This is a genomic window from Hymenobacter psychrotolerans DSM 18569 (genome assembly GCF_900142395.1).
GTDB classification, from domain to species: Bacteria; Bacteroidota; Bacteroidia; order Cytophagales; family Hymenobacteraceae; genus Hymenobacter; species Hymenobacter psychrotolerans.
Window position 1 is genome coordinate 69391 of the sequence record NZ_FRAS01000006.1, and the last position, 17431, is coordinate 86821.

The following is a 17431-nucleotide window of genomic DNA, read 5'->3' on the forward strand; positions in this document are numbered from 1 at the left end:
AGCTGCCCACTTCCCATACCGCGCAACCCATGAAAATACTACTGGTAGAAGACGAGCCCAAGGTGTCGGCCTTTATTCGCCGGGGGCTGGAGGAAGAAGGGTTTGCGGTAGATGTGGCGTTCGATGGCGACACGGGCCGGCGGCTGGCCCTGGCCCAGCCCTACGACCTAGTGATTCTGGACGTCATTCTGCCCCACTTCAACGGCTACGAGGTGCTGGCCACCACTCCGTATGCGCCCAGCGGCCCGTACGTGGGAGGAGGCATCAGTGTCCGGCTGCCTAAATAAACACGTGGCACTATACTACATGATTATGTGATTGACGGCGGGGGCATCAGGCCGTAGTTTTAGGTAGCTGAATGGAAGCAGGTCGATTTGTTGGCTGCTCTTCTGTTTTACACACCTCTTGCTACAATACCGCCAGCCGCCCCCTCCTTTTCTCTGCTCTGGAACGCCTTTGACCTTCGGCCAAAGGCGTTTTTTTATGGGCTACTATGCAGGTATTAGCTCAGCAGTAATTCTACCCTCACAATGTTACAGGACTGATGCTTATTTGCACTATAACCACAACATTAAATTTTATATAGTCTTAAAAAAATATGTGTTTGTATATTTTCAACAACAATTAAGTAGCTTTGAGGTGTGAGTTGAAGGCTTTAGGTCTGGCTATGCCAATACGGTTATTTTATTTGTTTTTACTGGGATGGCTGCTTCCTGTCGGTGCAGGGGCTCAAAACGCGCATCCTGACGTCATAGATAGCCTGCAGCGGCGGCTGGCAGCCACTTCCGCCCACGACACGCTACGGGTGTTTCTGCTGGACGAGCTGTGCTGGAACCTGAGCCGGGCGGATTTGCCGCGGGCCCGCAGCTACGCCGAGGAAGGCATTGCGCTGGCCAAGCGGATAGGATATACCCGGGGCGAGGCACGCTGCCGCCAGGATCTGGGCACGTGCCTTTCCTTCGTGGGCGCGGCTGATGAGGCCCTGCAGCAGCACTTTATGGCGCTTCGGCTGTTCCGGAAGCTGGGCATGAAGAAGGCCATGGGCTACGCCTACAATGGCATTGCGAACTGCCACAACCTGCGCCACGACTTTGCGACGGCCGAAAGCTTTTACCTCAAGGCCCTGGCCTTAGCTGAGCAGCGGCGCGACTCTGCCGACGAAGCCCTGTTCCTCAGCAACCTCGCCGACCTGACCTGGCAGCACGGCCAGCCCACTCGGGCGGGCCGCTACATTCGCCAGGCCCTGAAACTCTATTCGGCACTCAACAATCTGCCGGGGCAGGCGAACAGCTTTTATACGCTGGGCAACGTGTATCTGCAAAGCAACCAGCCCGACTCGGCCCGGGCCAGCCTGCGGGAGGCACTGGGCCTCTACCTGATGCTGGGCGACGAGTACGGTGCCTCCGGCACGTATTCGAACCTCTCGGCGGTGTTGCTGAAGCTGCAGCAGCCGCAGCAGGCCCTGGCCAACTCACAGCTGGGCCTGCGCTACGCCCGCAAGATGGGCTCCCCAGACCGGATGCAGAACGCCTACCAGCAGCTTTCGGAAGCCTATGCCTACCTGGGGCAATACCACAACGCCTACGAGATGCAACAGCGCTTCCAGCATCTGCGCGACAGTCTCATGACTCAGGCCAACACCCGAGCCATGGCCTTGCTGCAAAGCCGCTACGATGCGCATGAGCGCGAAAACCGTATCCGGCTGCTCACGCAGCGCCAGCGCGTAACGGCTTTGCGCGCCGAGCGGCACGAGCAGCGGATCCGGCTGCTGGGCGTAGTGGTGGGTGGCTTGTTGCTGCTGGTGGTTGTGGGTGGCGTGCTCTACGGAAAGCTGCTGCGCAACCGTGAAGCACTGGCGGCCCGCAACCAGATGATTGCCGATAAAAATACCGCGCTGGAAGGCGCCGCCGCCCAACTGCAACACCTGGCCGACTCGAAAGCCCGCCTCTATGCCATCATTGCCCACGACCTGCGGGGGCCGATTACCGCATTTTCGGGCCTGGCAGACCTGATCCACTTCTACCAGCGAACCAACGACCAGGAAAGCCTGCATCACCTGCCAACCATTGTGCACGATGCCGCCCAGAACCTGAACAACCTGCTTGACAACCTGCTGAACTGGGCGGCGAGCCAGACCGGAGAGCTACGGTGCGAGCCTGAGCGGATGCCGGTCCGTGAGTTGCTCTCGGAGTGCTACGAGCTGTTCCAGACCTCAGCTCACGCCAACCAAGTGCAGCTCCAGTTTGAGGCCGACCCCAATCTGCTGATCTATGCTGACCGCAATATGGTGCGTACCATTTTGCGCAACATGGTCAGCAATGCGCTCCGGTTCACGCCAGCAGGCGGCACCGTGCGGCTGCACGCCGATATCGAGCCGACGGACCCCACCCAGATTCATTTGGCCGTCACGGATACCGGCACGGGCCTGCCCGCCAGCCAGATGCAGCAGCTTCTTCGGCCTGATCTTACGCAGATCCGGCCGGCCGCTGGCCGCACGACGCAGGGCACTGGGCTGGGGTTGTTGCTCTGCCGTACGTTTTCGGAGTATCACGGTGGGGCGCTGGGCATGCGCAACAGGCCCACCGGCGGCACAGAGGTCTGGGTAACACTGCCCTCCGCCGGAATGCGAGCTACTACCGATGTTCCGGCCCAGGTGCCCGCGGCCGCCTAGCCGCGCTACTACGGTTTCGGCGGCGCTACCTGCTCCGGTGCAATGCGGGTGGGGGTTTGCCGGGCGGCTACAATGCCGGCGGCAGCCCGCGCAATGCCTGCAGTTACGGCCGTCATGTTCACTAAGTCCAGGCTTTCCACCTCATCATCCACGGTGTGGTAGAGCTTATCGGTCGGAATCTGGTCGGTGCTGATGCTATGCGCAGGCACACCGAGCCGGGCCAGGGTGGCATTGTCGGAGCGGTAGAACAGGTTCTGCTCGGGATACGGGTCAGGCTCAATTCGGAACTGAGTCCCGACCAGGTTGCTTTGCAGCAGCTTCCCGAAATCCGACTTCTCAAACCCGGTAATAAAAGCCGCGTTAGGTCCGAATTTCGACACCTTACCAATCATCTCAATATTGAACATGGCCACCACCTTGGCCGCATCCAGCTGGCGCGAGAAGTACTGCGACCCAAAGCCCCCGATTTCCTCGGCAGCAAAAGCCACAAATACCAAGGTGCGGGCATTGTCATTTCTCTTCTTGAAATATTCGGCCAGAGCCACCACGGCCGCCGTGCCGCTGGCATCGTCATCGGCTCCGTTGGCAATAGAGTCGCCGGCCACGGCCGGCAGAATCCCGATGTGGTCGTAGTGGGCGGAAAACAGCACTTGCTCGGTTGCGTAAGCCGGATCTTTGCCCGGCAGCACCGCTACTACATTGCGCAGCTCCACCGTGCGCAGGGTAGTGTTGCCAGCCACCCGGAACTTCACTTTGCCATCCGTGGGAGGCGTTGCCAAGATTACGAGGCTGGAAAAGGCATTGCCAGCTTTATCGAGGCGGAGCGTGCCGTGGCTTAAGTAATCGGCTACTTTTTTGAAGTCCTTCTCGTGCACGGGGTCGAGGATTACCACCAGGTTTTCGCGCGGCCGCACAATGCTGCGCATATGCGGCTGAAGCTTATCCTGGGGCCCCACGATGAGCGTGCGCGTGGCCGGCTCGTCGGCATCGGTCCAGTTGAGGTGAGGCTGCGCAGAATTCAGTAGCACCTTTTCCTTTGCTACCGGAGTGCCATTGAGCGTTACAAATAGTGCTGCTACCTTCGACTCGTAGGCCGGAAATACCTGCTCGTAGCTGCTGAGGCCGGGCAGCATTGCCAGGTCAAGGCGCTGAAACTCTGCCGCCAGAAACTGGGCCGCCTTCAGCCCGCCGGGCGTACCGGAGGCGCGGCCCCGCAACTCATCGGAGGCCAGCGTTTTGACTACCCGCTCAACGGTAGCAGCCGATACTTCCGGTGCTGCAGGCACTGTGGCACGCTTTTTCTGGGCGAAGAGCGGGCTGGCTACAAGAAACAGGAACAGAACGACGAGGGGGGATTTTCGCATACCGCAAAATAACCATTTTACTCGCTCTGCGGTAAAGTTCAGCTCGCGCGGCCCCTACTTTCCTTCGCATTTTCACTCAACCTTTCTCTCCATGAATCCTATTTTGTACTGCGGCCTTGCTGCTTCGCTGGTAGTTAGCGGCTGCCAGGCAACCACCGGCACCCGTACCAGCCCTTCCCCGACCCCTACCGCCAATGCCACAACGCCCGATGCAGAGCTGCGCAATACCCGCTGGGTACTGCGGGCACTTGGCGGCCAGCCGGTACCGGCTCCTACCAACTCCGAACCATATGTGCTGCTCCGGTCTACAGAACTCGCGGCCGAAGGCAATGGCAGCTGCAACCGTTTCCGGGGGGCCTTCACTCTGCCAGCGGCCGGCCAGCTCCGCTTCGGCGACTTACTTTCCACCCGGATGGCCTGCGCAAGCCCCGAAGGCAATGCCACGGAGTCGGGGTTTATGCAGGCTCTTAGCGCCACGCGCACCTACCGCATCAGCGGCGACACGCTACGACTTTACGGTGAAGCCGTAACGCAGCCTGTTGCGCTGCTGCACGCTGTATATCTGAAATAATAGACTACCCTTACCCGAAACGCCTCACGGTCCGTCTGTTATATAGGCGGTGGCCGTGAGGCGTTGGATTTTTTACCCAAGGGTCAGCACTAGGTCGTCGGCGTTTACGCGGGTGCCTTCCGGCAGATTCACGGCCTGCACGGTCGTGTCTTCGGGAGCCGTGATGGTAGTTTCCATCTTCATGGCCTCGATGATGAACAACGGCGCATTTTTGGGCACCTGCTGACCGTTTTCCACTAATACCCGGGAAAGCAGGCCCTGTAGCGGAGCCCCAATCTGCTTGCCGTTGGCTTTGTCGGCCTTGGGATTCTGCACCTTCTTCACTTCCACCGAGTTGTCCCGGATTTCGATGTTGCGGGTCTGGCCGTTGAGGTTGAAGAAGATAGAGCGGCACCCGTCCTCATTGACCGGCCCGATGCTTTGCAGGCCCACAATGATGTTTTTGCCGCGCGCTATTTCAATCAGCGTCTCCTCGCCGGGCTGCAGGCCGTAATAGAAAGCCTGGGTCGGCACCACCGAAACGTCGCCGAACTCCTGTACGTGCGCCCAATACTGTTCAAACACTTTCGGGTACAGCAGCCACGACAGCACATCCGTGAACTTGCCGCGCTGCCCGAACTTGGCCTCGAAGTTCTGCCATTCCTGTTCGAAGTCGATGGGGGCCAGGTGCTCATTGGGCCGGTCGGTGAAGGGCTGCTCATCCTTGAGAATCACCTGCTGCACCTGTTTGGGCCAGCCGCCTTCGGGCTGCCCAATGTCGCCGCGGAACAGCTCCCGCACCGATTCCGGGAAGTTTAGTGTCTCGCCCTTTTCCAGCACATCCTTGGTCGTCAGGTTGTTGGAAACGAGGTACAGGGCCATGTCGCCCACCACTTTGCTGCTGGGCGTCACTTTCACAATGTCGCCGAACAGCTGATTGACGTCGGCGAAGGTGTGCTTGATGGTTTCGAACTTATCGAGCAGCCCCAGCGCCGCGGCCTGGGGGCGCAGGTTGGAGTACTGCCCGCCCGGAATTTCGTGCTGAAACACCTCCGATGTACCTGCCTTCAGCCCCGACTCGAACGGGTAGTAATGCTCGCGCACCGTGTCCCAGTAGTTGGCAAACTCGTTCAGCGACTCCTGATTGAACTCGCGGTGACGCTCCTGCCCGCGCAGCATTTCCACAATAGAGTTGAAATTGGGCTGCGAGGTAAGGCCCGAAAGGCTGCCCAGCGCCACATCCATTACATCGACGCCGGCCTCCACCGCTTTCAGGTAAGTAGCAGACTGCAAGGAAGACGTATCGTGCGTGTGCAGATGAATCGGCAGGCTGATGGTGTCGCGCAGAGCGGTAATCAGCTCCTGAGCTGCGTAGGGCTTCAGCAGGCCCGCCATATCCTTGATGCACAGAATGTGTGCCCCGGCGTCCTCAATCTGCTTGGCCAGCCGCAGGTAGTAGTTGAGGTTATACTTCTGGTTGCGCTTGGGGTCCAGAATGTCGCCGGTGTAGCAGATGCTGGCTTCGGCCAACCGGTCGGTTTTGTTGCGCACGAAGCCGATGCAGGCCTCCATGCCCGGCATCCAGTTCAGCGAGTCGAAAATGCGGAATACGTCGATGCCAGTTTCGGCAGCCTGCTCCACAAACCGTTCCGTGAGGTTGTCGGGGTACGCTTTATAGCCGACCCCATTGGCCCCCCGAATCAGCATCTGCAGCAGAATATTGGGCACGGCCTGGCGCAGTTTAGCCAGCCGCTCCCAGGGGTCCTCGTGCAGGAAGCGCAGCGCTACATCGAAGGTGGCCCCGCCCCAGCATTCGAGCGAAAACGTCTGGGGATGCTGGTGGGCAAAGCGCTCCGCCACTTTCAGCATATCAAAAGTGCGCATGCGCGTGGCCAGCAAGCTCTGGTGGGCGTCACGCAGGGTGGTGTCGGTGTAGTGAATCTGCTTTTCGGCGCGCAGCCATTTGGCAAATCCTTCAGGGCCCAGCTCCGTCAGCTTGTTTTTGGTACCGGCCTGAGGCCCGGCCGCGCCATTGTACTCGGGCAGAATGGGCTTGCGCAGGTCGCGCGTAGGGTCGAGGTGGCCCTTCACGTCGGGGTTGCCATTCACGATGACGTCGCCGAGGAAGCTCAGGACTTTGGTGGCGCGGTCCTGCCGGGCCTTGAACTTGAATAGTTCGGGGTGGTCCTTGATGAAGTCTACATTGGCTTCGCCGGCCATGAACACCGGGTGCGCAATGATGTTCTGCAGAAACTGGATGTTGGTGCTCACGCCGCGCACCCGGAACTCATCCAGTGTGCGGGCCATCTTGGTAGCCGCTTCCTTAAGCGTAGGCGCCTGCGCCGACACTTTTACCAGCAGCGAATCAAAAAACGGCGACACTTTCACGCCGGTATACACCGAGCCCTGGTCGAGGCGGATGCCGAAGCCGCCCGCCGAGCGGTAGGTGGTGATGGTGCCGTAATCGGGCTTGAAGTCCTGCTCGGGGTCTTCGGTGGTGATGCGGCACTGAATGGCGACGCCCACTTTCGGGGGCTTCTGCCCCTCCCCCAGCCCGATTTCCGGGTCGGAGAGGCGGCGGCCATCGGCAATGTGCAGCTGGGTCTTGATCAGGTCGATGCCCGTTATCATTTCCGTCACGGTGTGCTCCACCTGAATGCGCGGATTCACCTCGATGAAGTAGATGCGGTCCTGCTCAGGGTTCACCAGAAATTCCACGGTACCCACGTTGTTGTACTGCACGGCCCGGCCCAGGCGCAGAGCATAGTCGTAGAGCAGTTCGCGCAGGTGGTCGGGCAGATGCAAAGAAGGCGCCACTTCCACCACTTTCTGGTAGCGCCGCTGCACCGAGCAGTCCCGCTCGTAGAGGTGCATCAGGCCGCCGTGGTTGTCGGCCACCAGTTGCACCTCAATGTGCTTGGGTTGCTCCACAAACTTCTCCAGAAACACCGTATCGTCGCCGAAAGCTTTCAGCGCCTCGTTGCGGGCCTCGAAAAAACCGCGCTCCAGCTGCTCATCGTCGCGGATGACGCGCATGCCGCGCCCGCCGCCGCCGGCAGCAGCCTTCAGCATCACCGGGTAGCCGATGCGCTGGGCTTCGTGCTTAGCTATGTCAATATCGGTCAGGTCCTGCTCGCTGCTCTCAATGATGGGCACCTGGCACTGCACGGCTACCCGCTTGGCCGCTACCTTGTCGCCGAGCGCCTCCATCACCTCCGGCCGGGGCCCCACGAAAACCAGGCCTTCCTCACGGCATCGCCGGGCCAGGGTGGCATTTTCGCTTAGAAAACCATAGCCCGGGTGAATGGCGTCGGCTCCGTTGGCCTTGGCCGTGCTGATAATGCCTTCAATGTCCAGGTACGGCTTCAGCGGCTCGTCGTCGCGCCCAATCTGGTAGGCCTCGTCGGCTTTGTAGCGGTGCAGCGAGTAGCGGTCCTCGTAGGTGTAGATGGCTACCGTAGTGATGCCCAGCTCGGTAGCGGCACGCATCACCCGAATGGCAATTTCGCCCCGGTTGGCGACCAGCAGTTTGCGGATATTCATGGATAGAGAGGAAGAGTGGAGAGTGAGGAAGGGGATGCCAAGCTACAGAAAGCAGAAGTAAGATTCAGCGAAAATTCGCTACTTATACTTAATTCCCTGTATTCTGTTTCCTTCCTGCATCTTCCAGACCTCCGCCGCTCCCTGAGTACGGCTGCCAGTCGGCCGAGAATTCAGCGAAACACGCGTGCTGAGGCTATTTCTGCAGCACTTTCAAACTCAGCCGGCGGTTCATGGCGCGGCCCTCTTCCGTGGTATTGGTAGCTACCGGATAGTTGGAGCCGTAGCCGCGGGCATCCAGCCGGGCCGGACTCACCCCCATTTCCACCAGGGCTGCCCAAGCGGTGCGGGCGCGGGCGTCGCTCAGCTGCCGGTTTACTTTGTAGGTGCCGGTGCTGTCGGTGTAGCCGCCTAGTTTGAGGCGCGCGTTCGGATAAGCCTGCAGCAGGGCCACAATGTGCCGGAGCTGCGCCATGGATTCTTTGGTGAGGGTAGCCTTGCCGCTGTCGAAGAATACCCGGTCGAAGCTCATCCAGCCCTGCGTAAGGTCTACGGTATCAATCTGGGCTTTGGGGTTGGTCAGGAAGCGGTGCAGCAGGCTTTCGGTGGAGTTGATGCCCACACCCGCCAGCTTCCGGCCATTGGCTAGCTGCAGGGTGGTAGGAGCGCCGGTTTGGTAGATGTAGTTGCCGGTTTTCGCGTCGTAATGCCCTGGCACAACTGGCGGAGTGATGCGGTTGGCTGGTTTGCGGGCCGGATACCGATTGGGGGTGAACGACCTGTCAGGCCCGGAGTAGGCAGCCGGCTTGGTAGCTGCCGCAGGTGCTGCCGTAGCCGGTGATGGGGCCGGTACGGGGCCACGCCCGGCAACTGCTACCGGGGCGGCTGCCCCAGCAGGTCTGGCAGCTGCCAGCGGCAATGCAGTACCTTTGCTCGTAGCGGACACCTCCGCCGGAACCGCTGCCGAAACCGAAGCAGTTGGAGCGCTGGCCGGCATGGCACGGGGCGCCGACGGAGAAGCCACCGGCACTGACTTGGCGCCTGGTGCGGGCATCATCTGGCACTGCTGTATATACGTGAGGTGGTAGCGGGTGGGGCCGCTGGATACGCCGGTAGTACCGGCAGCCGGTGCCGGTGCGGCATTTTCAGCTACCGCAGCCTGCAGGGCCCTTTCTTTCTTCGAGGCAGCGCGCTTTTCCTCGGGGCGCAGCACAAAGGTGCCGCTGGCGGTTTTGCCGTTCAGCAGGAAGATGTCGTTGATAGTGGCGGTTTGGTAGCGGGGCTGGCTGACCTGGACCATATACGGCCCTCCGATGGTCAACTGGTCTACCGCAAAATTGCCGGCGGCGTCAGTGGTAGTGGTTTTCTGGGTGCCGGAGGGCACATGCACCACCACAATCGACGCCTTAACCAGCACCTGATTGTCAGCGGAACGCACCGTACCAACGATGTTGGTAGTAGCCTGCAACTGCTCCGCCACCGCGTTCAGCAGCGTACAGCAGAATAGTAATGCAAACGTGATAAAATACTTCATGCCAGTAAAGTAAGGTGAGGAAGCAAAACGACGTATAAATGTAATACTTTTTATAAAAACTATTCAATTAATTGAACCAGTCAAAATCTTTCTCTGTCCCACAGCTGGTACATCAGCTTGCCTTGGCCACTACCCTATTTCCATGCTGAGCTGAATCAGTAACCGTGGCAGGCAGGTAGCCTGAAACCTTCTGCCTATAGTTCAGTTTTCATGGCACTTCAGCAGCTGCATTACCTATGGAATTTGCGGATAAGCATATATTGATTGTGGGCGCGTCTTCCGGCATTGGGCTGGCCACCGCCCGGCTGTTGGCTCAGCTTGGAGCCCGCCTCTACACCGCTTCCCGGCATCTGTCGCCGGAGCTGGCAGAACTCGGCACCACTTTTCTGCCGCTGGATGCCACGCAGCCGCTGGGCCCGGCACTGGAGGCGCTGCCTGACGTGCTGCACGGCGTGGTATACTGTCCGGGCAGCATCCGGCTGCGGCCTTTCGAGCGGATTGCGCCGGATGATTTCCGGGCCGACTTTGAGGTGAATGTGATGGGAGCCGTGCAGGTGCTTCAGGCTACTATGAAACGGCTGAAAAAAGCCAATGGCGCTTCGGTGGTCCTGTTCAGCACCGTGGCGGCCGAAACGGGCATGACGTTTCATACCAGCGTTGCCACGGCCAAGGCAGCTGTGGAGGGCCTGACCCGCGCCCTGGCGGCTGAGTACGCCGCCAGCAACATCCGCATAAACGCGGTGGCACCTTCGCTCACCAATACCCCACTGGCGGCCGCGCTGCTCAGCTCGCCGGAGAAAATAGAGGCCGGGGCCAAACGGCATCCGCTGCAGCGCATCGGGCAGCCGCAGGATGTGGCGTATATGGCCTCTTTCCTCCTCTCCGACCACAGCTCCTTTATCACCGGGCAGGTGCATGCCGTGGATGGCGGCATGGGCCGGCTCAAATAGTCGGAAGCAGCTTCGGCTGGTCTCTTTTTCTCTGAAAAACAGCCGTACGTCAGCCCTTTTGCGGCAGTTTACTAGAGCAGCGGCTGGAACGTTGCCACCTGCGGATTGCCGCTGAATAGGCCGCCGAAAGCACAACCTTATGGGGGTACGCTGGTTATAGAGGCACTATGGAACAGCAACCTACGGCCGCTCCGGCGGCAGAACCATCGCCCAAAGCCCGCATCAAGCAGGCCTACCTCGAGTACGTGCTGCGCAAAGGCACTCCTCCGGCTTCGGTATACAAGCTCACGCGCAAGCTCGGCCTGCCGGAGCAGGAATTTTACCGCGTGTATGCCAACTTCGACGCCATTGACCGTGAGCTGTGGGCCGACTTCGGCCGTGAGGCGCGGGCTACCGCCGAGCGGGAGCCGGTATGGGCGCAATACGGCAGCCGGGAGAAGCTGCTGAGCTTCTACTACACGCTGCTCGAAATTCTGAAGCGTAACCGCAGCTACGCGTTGCAGGCGCTGCGCCGCTCTTTGCACCGCATGCCCGGGCTCACTTCCCGCGTCCTCGACGATTTTCGGCAGGAATTTGAGGTATTCGTAGACGAAATTCTGCGGGACGGGCGGCGCACTGAGGAAGTAGCCAGCCGCCCATTGGTGCAGGAACAGTATCCGCGGGCGTTCTGGCAGCAGCTGCTGTTTGTGCTGGGCTATTTCGCCAAAGATGATACCGTGGACTTTGAGCGCACCGATGCCGCCGTGGAAAAAGCCGTTACGCTCAGCTTCGACCTGATAGGCCGCAACTCCTTCGACTCGGCCCTGGATTTCGTGCGCTTTCTGGTGCAGAAATAGCGACAGGAATGCTTCGTGCTGCCAGTCGCACTTCACGCAACTTCTTTTCATGGACGATTCTCCTAAGCCCCTCGACTCCCTGCCTACCACCAAAGTGGCGCGGGCGGCCCGCTTTGCCAAAACCGGCCTGCACGTGGGTGCCAACTACGTGAAGCACTACGCCAGGCGGGCCGTGGGCGCCGAAAGCACCACCGAAGACCTGCACGCTGCCAACGCCGCCGAACTATACGGCACCCTCAGCGAAATGAAAGGCTCGGTGCTGAAAGTAGCGCAGATGCTGGCCATGGAGAAAAACCTGCTTCCCAGCGCCTACGCCGACCAGTTTGCCCAGGCTCAGTACCAGACTCCGCCACTTTCGGGGCCCTTGGTGGTTAAGTCCTTCCGGGATGCTTTCGGGAAGTCGCCGTTTGAGGTGTTTGACGAGTTCGACAACCAGGCCCGGCAGGCGGCCAGCATTGGGCAGGGGCATATGGCGCGCCTGGCCGGCAAGCCGCTGGCCGTGAAAGTCCAGTACCCGGGTGTGGCCGACAGCATCCGCTCCGATATCCGCTTGGTGAAGCCCATAGCCCTGCGCGTGCTGGGGCTGGATGAGGCCACCGTGCGGCCGTATATGCAGGAAGTGGAAACGCGTCTGCTGGAAGAAACCGACTATGCGCTGGAGCTGCAGCGCGGCCAGGAAATTGCGGCGGCCTGCGCCGAATTGGCGCATCTGCAGTTTCCGCAGTATTACCCGGCCCTGTCTTCGGCCCGCATCCTTACTATGGACTGGCTGCCCGGCCAGCATCTGAAGGAATTTCTGGCTACCGGCCCGCCCCAGGCCGTACGCAACCAGCTGGGCCAGGCCCTCTGGGACTTCTACATGCATCAGCTAAACACGCTGCACCGCGTGCACGCTGACCCGCACCCCGGCAATTTTCTGCTGCGGGCTGATGACGGTGGCACCGTAGGCGTACTGGACTTTGGCTGCGTGAAGGAAGTGCCCGCCGATGTGCACCGGCTGTTTACGGAGCTACTCGCCCCGGAAACCCTCGCCGACTCTACCCGCCTCACGGCGCTGCTGGAAGAAGCCGGTGTGCTGCGGCCCGAAGATGCCCCGGCTAAACGCACGTTCTACGTAAGTACCATGCAAGCCTCCCTGGAACTGGTGGGGCGTCCGTTCCGCCAGGCCACGTTCGACTTCGGCGACCCGGCCTACATGCAGAGTCTGTATGCCCTCGGCGACTCCCTGATGCAGCAGCCGGAACTACGCCAGCAGCGGGAGCCCCGCGGCTCCGAGCACTTCATTTACCTGAATCGTACCTACGTGGGCCTCTACGCGCTACTTACTGAGCTACAAGCCAGTATACGCACCGCTTAAGCTATAGACGCAGCCGGAAAAACCATATACCCCGGTGCGGGTTCTATGCCGGTTATTTCATTGCTTTTCACGCTCACTTACCCGCTTCATGAAGAAATTCTGGACCCTTTGCGCCGCGCTGCTGAGCGTGGTTTCCGTGGCTTCGGCCCAAACGCTGAGCTGTTGCGCCAAAGCACCGGCCGGTGCTGCCACCGAGGTGTTTGCCATGCTGGCTACCAACGAAGAATTTTCCGGCGGCCACGATGCGCCCCTTCCTTTCACGTACTAGGGCGCGGGCAGCATGATAGAATTCAGGACTGCAGATGGCCAGGCCGGCAAGGCCTTCGAAATCAAGAGCAGCACGCCTTCTGATAAGTACCTGCTCGTGATTCATGAGTGGTGGGGCCTCAACGACTATATCAAGCAGGAAGCAGCACGCTTTGCGCGGGAGTTGCCCGGCGTCAATGTTATTGCGCTGGATTTGTATGACGGGCAGGTAGCAGCCGATGCCGAGCAGGCCGGCAAGCTGATGCAGGGTGTGAAGACGGAACGGGCTCAGAGCATTATCAGAGGAGCGCTGCGCTACGCGGGCCCCAAGGCGCAGGTAGCCAGCATCGGCTGGTGCTTTGGCGGAGGCTGGAGCATGCAGACGGCGCTACTGGCTGGCTCGCAAGCCAAGGCTTGCGTGGCGTACTACGGCATGCCCGAGAAAGATGTAGCCAAGCTCAAAACTCTGAATACCGATGTGCTTTTTGTGTTTGCCCAGCAGGACAAATGGATTAATCAGGAAGTGGTAGACCAATTCAAAAAGGACATGGCCGCCGCCAAAAAAGGCCTCACGGTGAAAGCCTACGACGCCGACCATGCCTTCGCCAACCCTTCCAACCCGAAATACAGCAAGACTTTCGCCGAGGATGCACACGCGGCATCGGTAGCGTACCTGAAAAAGAATCTGAAACTGAAGTAGCAGCAGCGCTTCGGCAACCAAAAAGGCTACCCGGTGGGTAGCCTTTTTGCGAGTATACTCTTTGCGGTTGAATAAGCAGCTGGCAGCAACTAAGCCGATAAACCCGTATATTTTACCTTCCTCCAACCATCTGCTGCACATGTATTCTGCCGCCCGCCCTACCGTCCAGAACCTGCTCGATGAGTACGGTGAAAGCCACCAGAACCCAACCAACAAGCTGGTGCACTGGGTGTGCGTGCCGCTGATTATGTTCTCGATTCTGGGCCTGCTCTGGTCGGTGCCGGTACCGGGGCCGGTGCGGGCGCTCAGTCCGTGGCTGAACTGGGCGACGCTCGTAATGGTGCTGGCCGTGGGCATGGTGCTGGTCTGGGCGCTGATGGCGGTTCTGCTGCGGCTGGTAGCGGCGCAGGCGGCACTCCCGCTGTGGGCCGTTTGCCTTATCATCTTCGTGCTGGCCTGGATCGGGCAGTTCTGGGGACATAAGGTGGAAGGCAAAAAACCGTCGTTTCTGAAAGACCTGCAGTTTCTGCTTATCGGGCCGCTGTGGCTGCTGCACTTCATCTACCGGCAGCTGGGCTGGCGCTATTAGGCCAGCCCAGCTGCTCTCCTGGCAGCACAACCCCTAGTACCAGGCCTTTATTCCAGCAGCCGCGCCTGCAGCTGCGCCAGACTTTCCGGAAGCTGCTCCATATGGTCCAGCACGAAGTAGAGGTCCTGAAATTTGTCTTTCTCGAACGGCGTTTCCAGCACGCCATCCAGCGTAAAAGGCAGCCGAACCGGCTCCTGGCCCAGGCTAAACCGCACTTCGCCGTGTGAGGAAAGCAGGCCGGCCCCGTAGATGCGCAGGCCGTCGGGCTGCTGAATCAGGCCAAATTCGGCGGTAAACCAGTACAGGCGCGTAAACAGCTCCAGGTTGCCGGGCCAGCGCAGAGAGTGGTGCACCGCCGCCTCGCCCAGGCGCTGCAGAAAGTCGGCAAATCCGGCATCGGTCAGCAACGGAAGGTGCCCGAACACGTCATGAAACATGTCGGGCTCCTCCAGGTAGTCGAGCTGCTCCAAGGTGCGCAGCCAGGTAGTCGCCGGAAACTTCTTCTCGGCCAGCAGCCCAAAAAACACCATGTCGTCTACGATGCCGGGCACTACCACCAACTCCCAGCCGGTCAGCTGTTGCAGCAGAGGGTTTACCTGTCGGAAATCCGGAATTGCCTCGCGGGTGAAGCCGATGCGGCGAATACCGTCCAGAAAAGCATCCGAAGCCCGGCCCGGCAGCAGCGCCATCTGCCGGTCGAAGAGCAGCTGCCATACGTGCTGGTCGGCGGCGGTGTAGTGGCTATAGTCCTGGGCCAGAAAGTGTTGAACAGAGGGTGCCGCCGGGGCAAATGCAGTCATCATACGGTAAAAAGAGAAAGTGAGGAAAAAGAAAAAGCCTGCCTCCGCGGAGCGAAGACAGGCTTGGAAAATGTCGGAGGGCACTGGTTTTACCTGCCCGGACACGCTCTGGCCGCTCCGCTTCCCAGGGAAGCGTAATAGGCATAAGCGTAATATCGGGCAGTCATCAAAATCATGTAGTCAGACGAGTAACAGGTAATCAGGCGGAAGCATGGCGCCCCGTAATGAGGCTTTGGCGGCGTTAGGGTTATTCTGAGGCCTGCCCAACCGGCTCCAGCTGCCAGCCCGAAGCCAGCAGCGCCGACAACTCGGCCACGCTTTCGGTGAGCTGGTCCCAGCTGCTGAGCACGAAATATTGCTCCTGCAGCTGCAGCTCGCTGTAGGGCGTCTGCAGGGCCGTGGCCAGGTCGAAGGGCAGACGGCGCGCTTCGTCGCCGCTGCACTGATGAATCTCGCCCGACGACGACAGCAGGCCGGCGCCGTACATCCGGGCCTCACCCCGCTCCTGCACCAGCCCAAACTGCACCGTGAAGCCGTACAGGCGCTCCAGACGAGCCAGTGCCGCCGCATCATCGAGGTGCTGCACCGCCACCTGCCCCAAAAACTGCAGGTAATCGGCGAAACCCTGATCCATGAGCAAGGGCGCGTGCCCGAACACGCCGTGGAACAGGTCTGGCTCCTCAATGAAGTCGAATTGCTCCATCGACCGGATCCAGACCGTGGCCGGGAACTTGCGCTGAGCCAGCAGCCCGAAGAACTCGGCATCGTTGAGCATGCCCTCTACCGGCTCCAGCTGCCAGCCGGTGGCTTTCTGCAGGCGGCCGCTTACCTCCGCGAAGTCAGGAATGGCGTTGCGGTGGAAGCCTACCGCCGCCAGGCCCTGCCAGAACGCTGAGCAGGCCCGCTTGTGCAGAAGCGCCGTCTGGCGGTCGAACAATACTTTCCAGACCAGCTGGTCCTGGGCGGTATACCGGTTGTAGTGTTGCTGTACCATAGAAAAAGGGCAGAAAAAAAGCCCGGCTCCTGGGAGGAGTCGGGCTTATCTTGAGGTTTCAGAGAAGTAGTTGCATGATGCGCGTCTAGCTTCGATACCGGCAAAACAGCCCGACTCCTGTCTGCATGGGGCAGAAGGAATTACGATAGGCACGCGTTGCGGTTAGTAGCATCATGGTGGGGCAAATATAGAATACTTTGCGAATAATCGGTATCGATGCGGGCTTTTTTTGCTTAAGCCGCTCAGCAACACTTGCCGTTTCGGGCTGCTGCCCGCCGGCTATTCCAGCTCTTGGCGCAGCTGATACACTTTGCGCAGGTTGCGGATCAGGCGCGCTGATTCCGGGAAGCTGAGCGTCTGGGCACCGTCGGAAGCGGCTTCCTCAGGCTTTTCGTGGGCTTCGTAGATGATGCCGTCGGCGCCGGCCATCACGCCGGCCAAAGCCATGGCGGGCACATATTCGCGGATGCCGATGCCGTGCGACGGATCCACAATGACGGGCAGATGCGTCTTTTCTTTCAGAATAGGCACTGCATTCAGGTCCAGGGTGTTGCGCGAGGCCGTTTCGAAGGTGCGGATGCCCCGCTCGCAGAGGATCAGCTTCTCATTGCCACCCGAAAACACGTACTCCGCCGACGACAGCAGCTCCTCAATGGTGCCCGAAATGCCGCGCTTGATCATCACGGGCTTATCGACGCCGCCCAGCGCATCCAGCAGGTTGAAATTCTGGGTGTTGCGGGCCCCCACCTGGAATACATCCACGTAGTCGTGCATTTCCTCTACCTGCGACACCTGCATTACCTCCGTCACTATCTTGATGCCGTGGGCCCGCGCCATCTGATGGAACAGTTTCAGGCCATCCATGCCCAGGCCCCGGAACGAGTACGGCGACGAGCGGGGCTTAAACACGCCTCCACGCATGATGCGCACGTCATTTTCCACGAGGTGGCGCATAATCAGCTCCATTTGAGCTTCGCTCTCGATGCTGCACGGGCCGGCCGCCAGCGTGAGGCTCCCCTCCCCGATCCGGACTCCGTCGCCGAGGTCGAGGACGGTGGGGCGCACGCGCCACTTGCGCGACACCAGCTTGTAGTCGTCGGACACGCGGTGCACGTCCAGCACGCCGGGCAGCTGGCCCAGCGTCCGCAGGTCTACTTCGGCTTTGCCAATGGCTACCAGATAGTGCGCCCGTTGGGTTTTTACTTCGGTGGCTTTGTAGCTGAGGGATTTGATCTGCGCCAGAATTTCCGCTTTAGCGGCTTCTGAAATAGTTGGTTCGAGTTGAATGATCATGTCAAAA

Annotated in this window: 15 protein-coding genes; 9 read left to right on the top strand and 6 right to left on the bottom strand. The window is 60.0% G+C overall.

Annotated elements, in window-relative coordinates; genetic code table 11:
- Positions 1-29 precede the first annotated feature (29 nt).
- Together BUE15_RS07670 and BUE15_RS07675 are read left to right on the top strand one after the other, a co-directional pair.
- On the top strand, positions 30-287 hold the full coding sequence (locus BUE15_RS07670) for a response regulator (protein WP_244535909.1): 258 nt from the start codon (positions 30-32) through the stop codon (positions 285-287).
- A gap of 401 nt (positions 288-688) precedes the next feature.
- A complete protein-coding gene (locus BUE15_RS07675; RefSeq protein WP_170865212.1) occupies positions 689-2671 on the top strand; it encodes an ATP-binding protein in 1983 nt (660 codons plus the stop codon).
- Between the two features lie 8 nt (positions 2672-2679).
- On the opposite strand, the gene BUE15_RS07680 is transcribed toward BUE15_RS07675, so the two are convergent.
- Positions 2680-4035, bottom strand: coding sequence for a M20/M25/M40 family metallo-hydrolase (locus BUE15_RS07680; protein WP_073282737.1), 1356 nt, complete (start codon positions 4033-4035; stop codon positions 2680-2682).
- Between the two features lie 91 nt (positions 4036-4126).
- Here BUE15_RS07680 and BUE15_RS07685 point away from each other — a divergent pair, with 91 nt between their 5' ends.
- The gene (locus BUE15_RS07685; protein WP_073282740.1) at positions 4127-4606 is read left to right on the top strand and encodes an META domain-containing protein; all 480 of its coding nucleotides are present in this window, start codon (positions 4127-4129) and stop codon (positions 4604-4606) included.
- 72 nt (positions 4607-4678) lie between these two features.
- On the opposite strand, the gene BUE15_RS07690 is transcribed toward BUE15_RS07685, so the two are convergent.
- Together BUE15_RS07690 and BUE15_RS07695 are read right to left on the bottom strand one after the other, a co-directional pair.
- Positions 4679-8128 carry a pyruvate carboxylase gene (locus BUE15_RS07690; RefSeq protein WP_073282742.1) on the bottom strand — a complete coding sequence of 1150 codons (3450 nt, stop codon included), beginning with the start codon at positions 8126-8128 and terminating at the stop codon, positions 4679-4681.
- Between the two features lie 193 nt (positions 8129-8321).
- Positions 8322-9659 (bottom strand): OmpA family protein, encoded by a 1338-nt coding sequence (locus BUE15_RS07695; protein WP_073282745.1) that lies wholly within the window; start codon positions 9657-9659, stop codon positions 8322-8324.
- 236 nt (positions 9660-9895) lie between these two features.
- Here BUE15_RS07695 and BUE15_RS07700 point away from each other — a divergent pair, with 236 nt between their 5' ends.
- The 6 genes from BUE15_RS07700 (at position 9896) to BUE15_RS07720 (ending at position 14337) form a co-directional block, all read left to right on the top strand.
- Entirely contained in the window at positions 9896-10609 is a 714-nt protein-coding gene (locus BUE15_RS07700) for an SDR family NAD(P)-dependent oxidoreductase (protein ID WP_073282748.1), read from the top strand.
- A gap of 167 nt (positions 10610-10776) precedes the next feature.
- A complete protein-coding gene (locus BUE15_RS07705) occupies positions 10777-11445 on the top strand; it encodes a TetR/AcrR family transcriptional regulator (protein WP_073282751.1) in 669 nt (222 codons plus the stop codon).
- Positions 11446-11494: 49 nt separating this feature from the next.
- Positions 11495-12802 (top strand): ABC1 kinase family protein, encoded by a 1308-nt coding sequence (locus BUE15_RS07710; protein ID WP_073282754.1) that lies wholly within the window; start codon positions 11495-11497, stop codon positions 12800-12802.
- Between the two features lie 88 nt (positions 12803-12890).
- On the top strand, positions 12891-13070 hold the full coding sequence (locus tag BUE15_RS22320; protein ID WP_244535910.1) for a hypothetical protein: 180 nt from the start codon (positions 12891-12893) through the stop codon (positions 13068-13070).
- A 12-nt stretch (positions 13071-13082) separates the two neighbouring features.
- A complete protein-coding gene (locus tag BUE15_RS07715) occupies positions 13083-13748 on the top strand; it encodes a dienelactone hydrolase family protein (RefSeq protein ID WP_244535911.1) in 666 nt (221 codons plus the stop codon).
- Between the two features lie 139 nt (positions 13749-13887).
- The gene (locus tag BUE15_RS07720) at positions 13888-14337 is read left to right on the top strand and encodes an Mpo1 family 2-hydroxy fatty acid dioxygenase (RefSeq protein WP_073282757.1); all 450 of its coding nucleotides are present in this window, start codon (positions 13888-13890) and stop codon (positions 14335-14337) included.
- Positions 14338-14384: 47 nt separating this feature from the next.
- On the opposite strand, the gene phhA is transcribed toward BUE15_RS07720, so the two are convergent.
- The 3 genes from phhA to aroF all read right to left on the bottom strand — a co-directional run bounded on the left by phhA (position 14385) and on the right by aroF (position 17424).
- Positions 14385-15140, bottom strand: coding sequence for a phenylalanine 4-monooxygenase (phhA, locus tag BUE15_RS07725; protein ID WP_244535912.1), 756 nt, complete (start codon positions 15138-15140; stop codon positions 14385-14387).
- Between the two features lie 244 nt (positions 15141-15384).
- Positions 15385-16131 (bottom strand): phenylalanine 4-monooxygenase, encoded by a 747-nt coding sequence (locus BUE15_RS07730; protein WP_073282762.1) that lies wholly within the window; start codon positions 16129-16131, stop codon positions 15385-15387.
- Between the two features lie 279 nt (positions 16132-16410).
- Positions 16411-17424, bottom strand: a complete 1014-nt coding sequence (gene aroF / locus BUE15_RS07735) for a 3-deoxy-7-phosphoheptulonate synthase (protein WP_073282765.1) — start codon at positions 17422-17424, stop codon at positions 16411-16413.
- Between the last annotated feature and the right edge of the window lie 7 nt (positions 17425-17431).

Coding starts and splice junctions, on each gene's coding strand:
- BUE15_RS07670 (WP_244535909.1), top strand. CDS start 30: ATGAAAATACTACTGGTAGAAGACGAGCCCAAGGTGTCGGCCTTTATT.
- BUE15_RS07680 (WP_073282737.1), bottom strand. CDS start 4,035: ATGCGAAAATCCCCCCTCGTCGTTCTGTTCCTGTTTCTTGTAGCCAGC.
- BUE15_RS07685 (WP_073282740.1), top strand. CDS start 4,127: ATGAATCCTATTTTGTACTGCGGCCTTGCTGCTTCGCTGGTAGTTAGC.
- BUE15_RS07690 (WP_073282742.1), bottom strand. CDS start 8,128: ATGAATATCCGCAAACTGCTGGTCGCCAACCGGGGCGAAATTGCCATT.
- BUE15_RS07695 (WP_073282745.1), bottom strand. CDS start 9,659: ATGAAGTATTTTATCACGTTTGCATTACTATTCTGCTGTACGCTGCTG.
- BUE15_RS07700 (WP_073282748.1), top strand. CDS start 9,896: ATGGAATTTGCGGATAAGCATATATTGATTGTGGGCGCGTCTTCCGGC.
- BUE15_RS07705 (WP_073282751.1), top strand. CDS start 10,777: ATGGAACAGCAACCTACGGCCGCTCCGGCGGCAGAACCATCGCCCAAA.
- BUE15_RS07710 (WP_073282754.1), top strand. CDS start 11,495: ATGGACGATTCTCCTAAGCCCCTCGACTCCCTGCCTACCACCAAAGTG.
- BUE15_RS22320 (WP_244535910.1), top strand. CDS start 12,891: ATGAAGAAATTCTGGACCCTTTGCGCCGCGCTGCTGAGCGTGGTTTCC.
- BUE15_RS07715 (WP_244535911.1), top strand. CDS start 13,083: ATGATAGAATTCAGGACTGCAGATGGCCAGGCCGGCAAGGCCTTCGAA.
- BUE15_RS07720 (WP_073282757.1), top strand. CDS start 13,888: ATGTATTCTGCCGCCCGCCCTACCGTCCAGAACCTGCTCGATGAGTAC.
- phhA (WP_244535912.1), bottom strand. CDS start 15,140: ATGATGACTGCATTTGCCCCGGCGGCACCCTCTGTTCAACACTTTCTG.
- BUE15_RS07730 (WP_073282762.1), bottom strand. CDS start 16,131: ATGGTACAGCAACACTACAACCGGTATACCGCCCAGGACCAGCTGGTC.
- aroF (WP_073282765.1), bottom strand. CDS start 17,424: ATGATCATTCAACTCGAACCAACTATTTCAGAAGCCGCTAAAGCGGAA.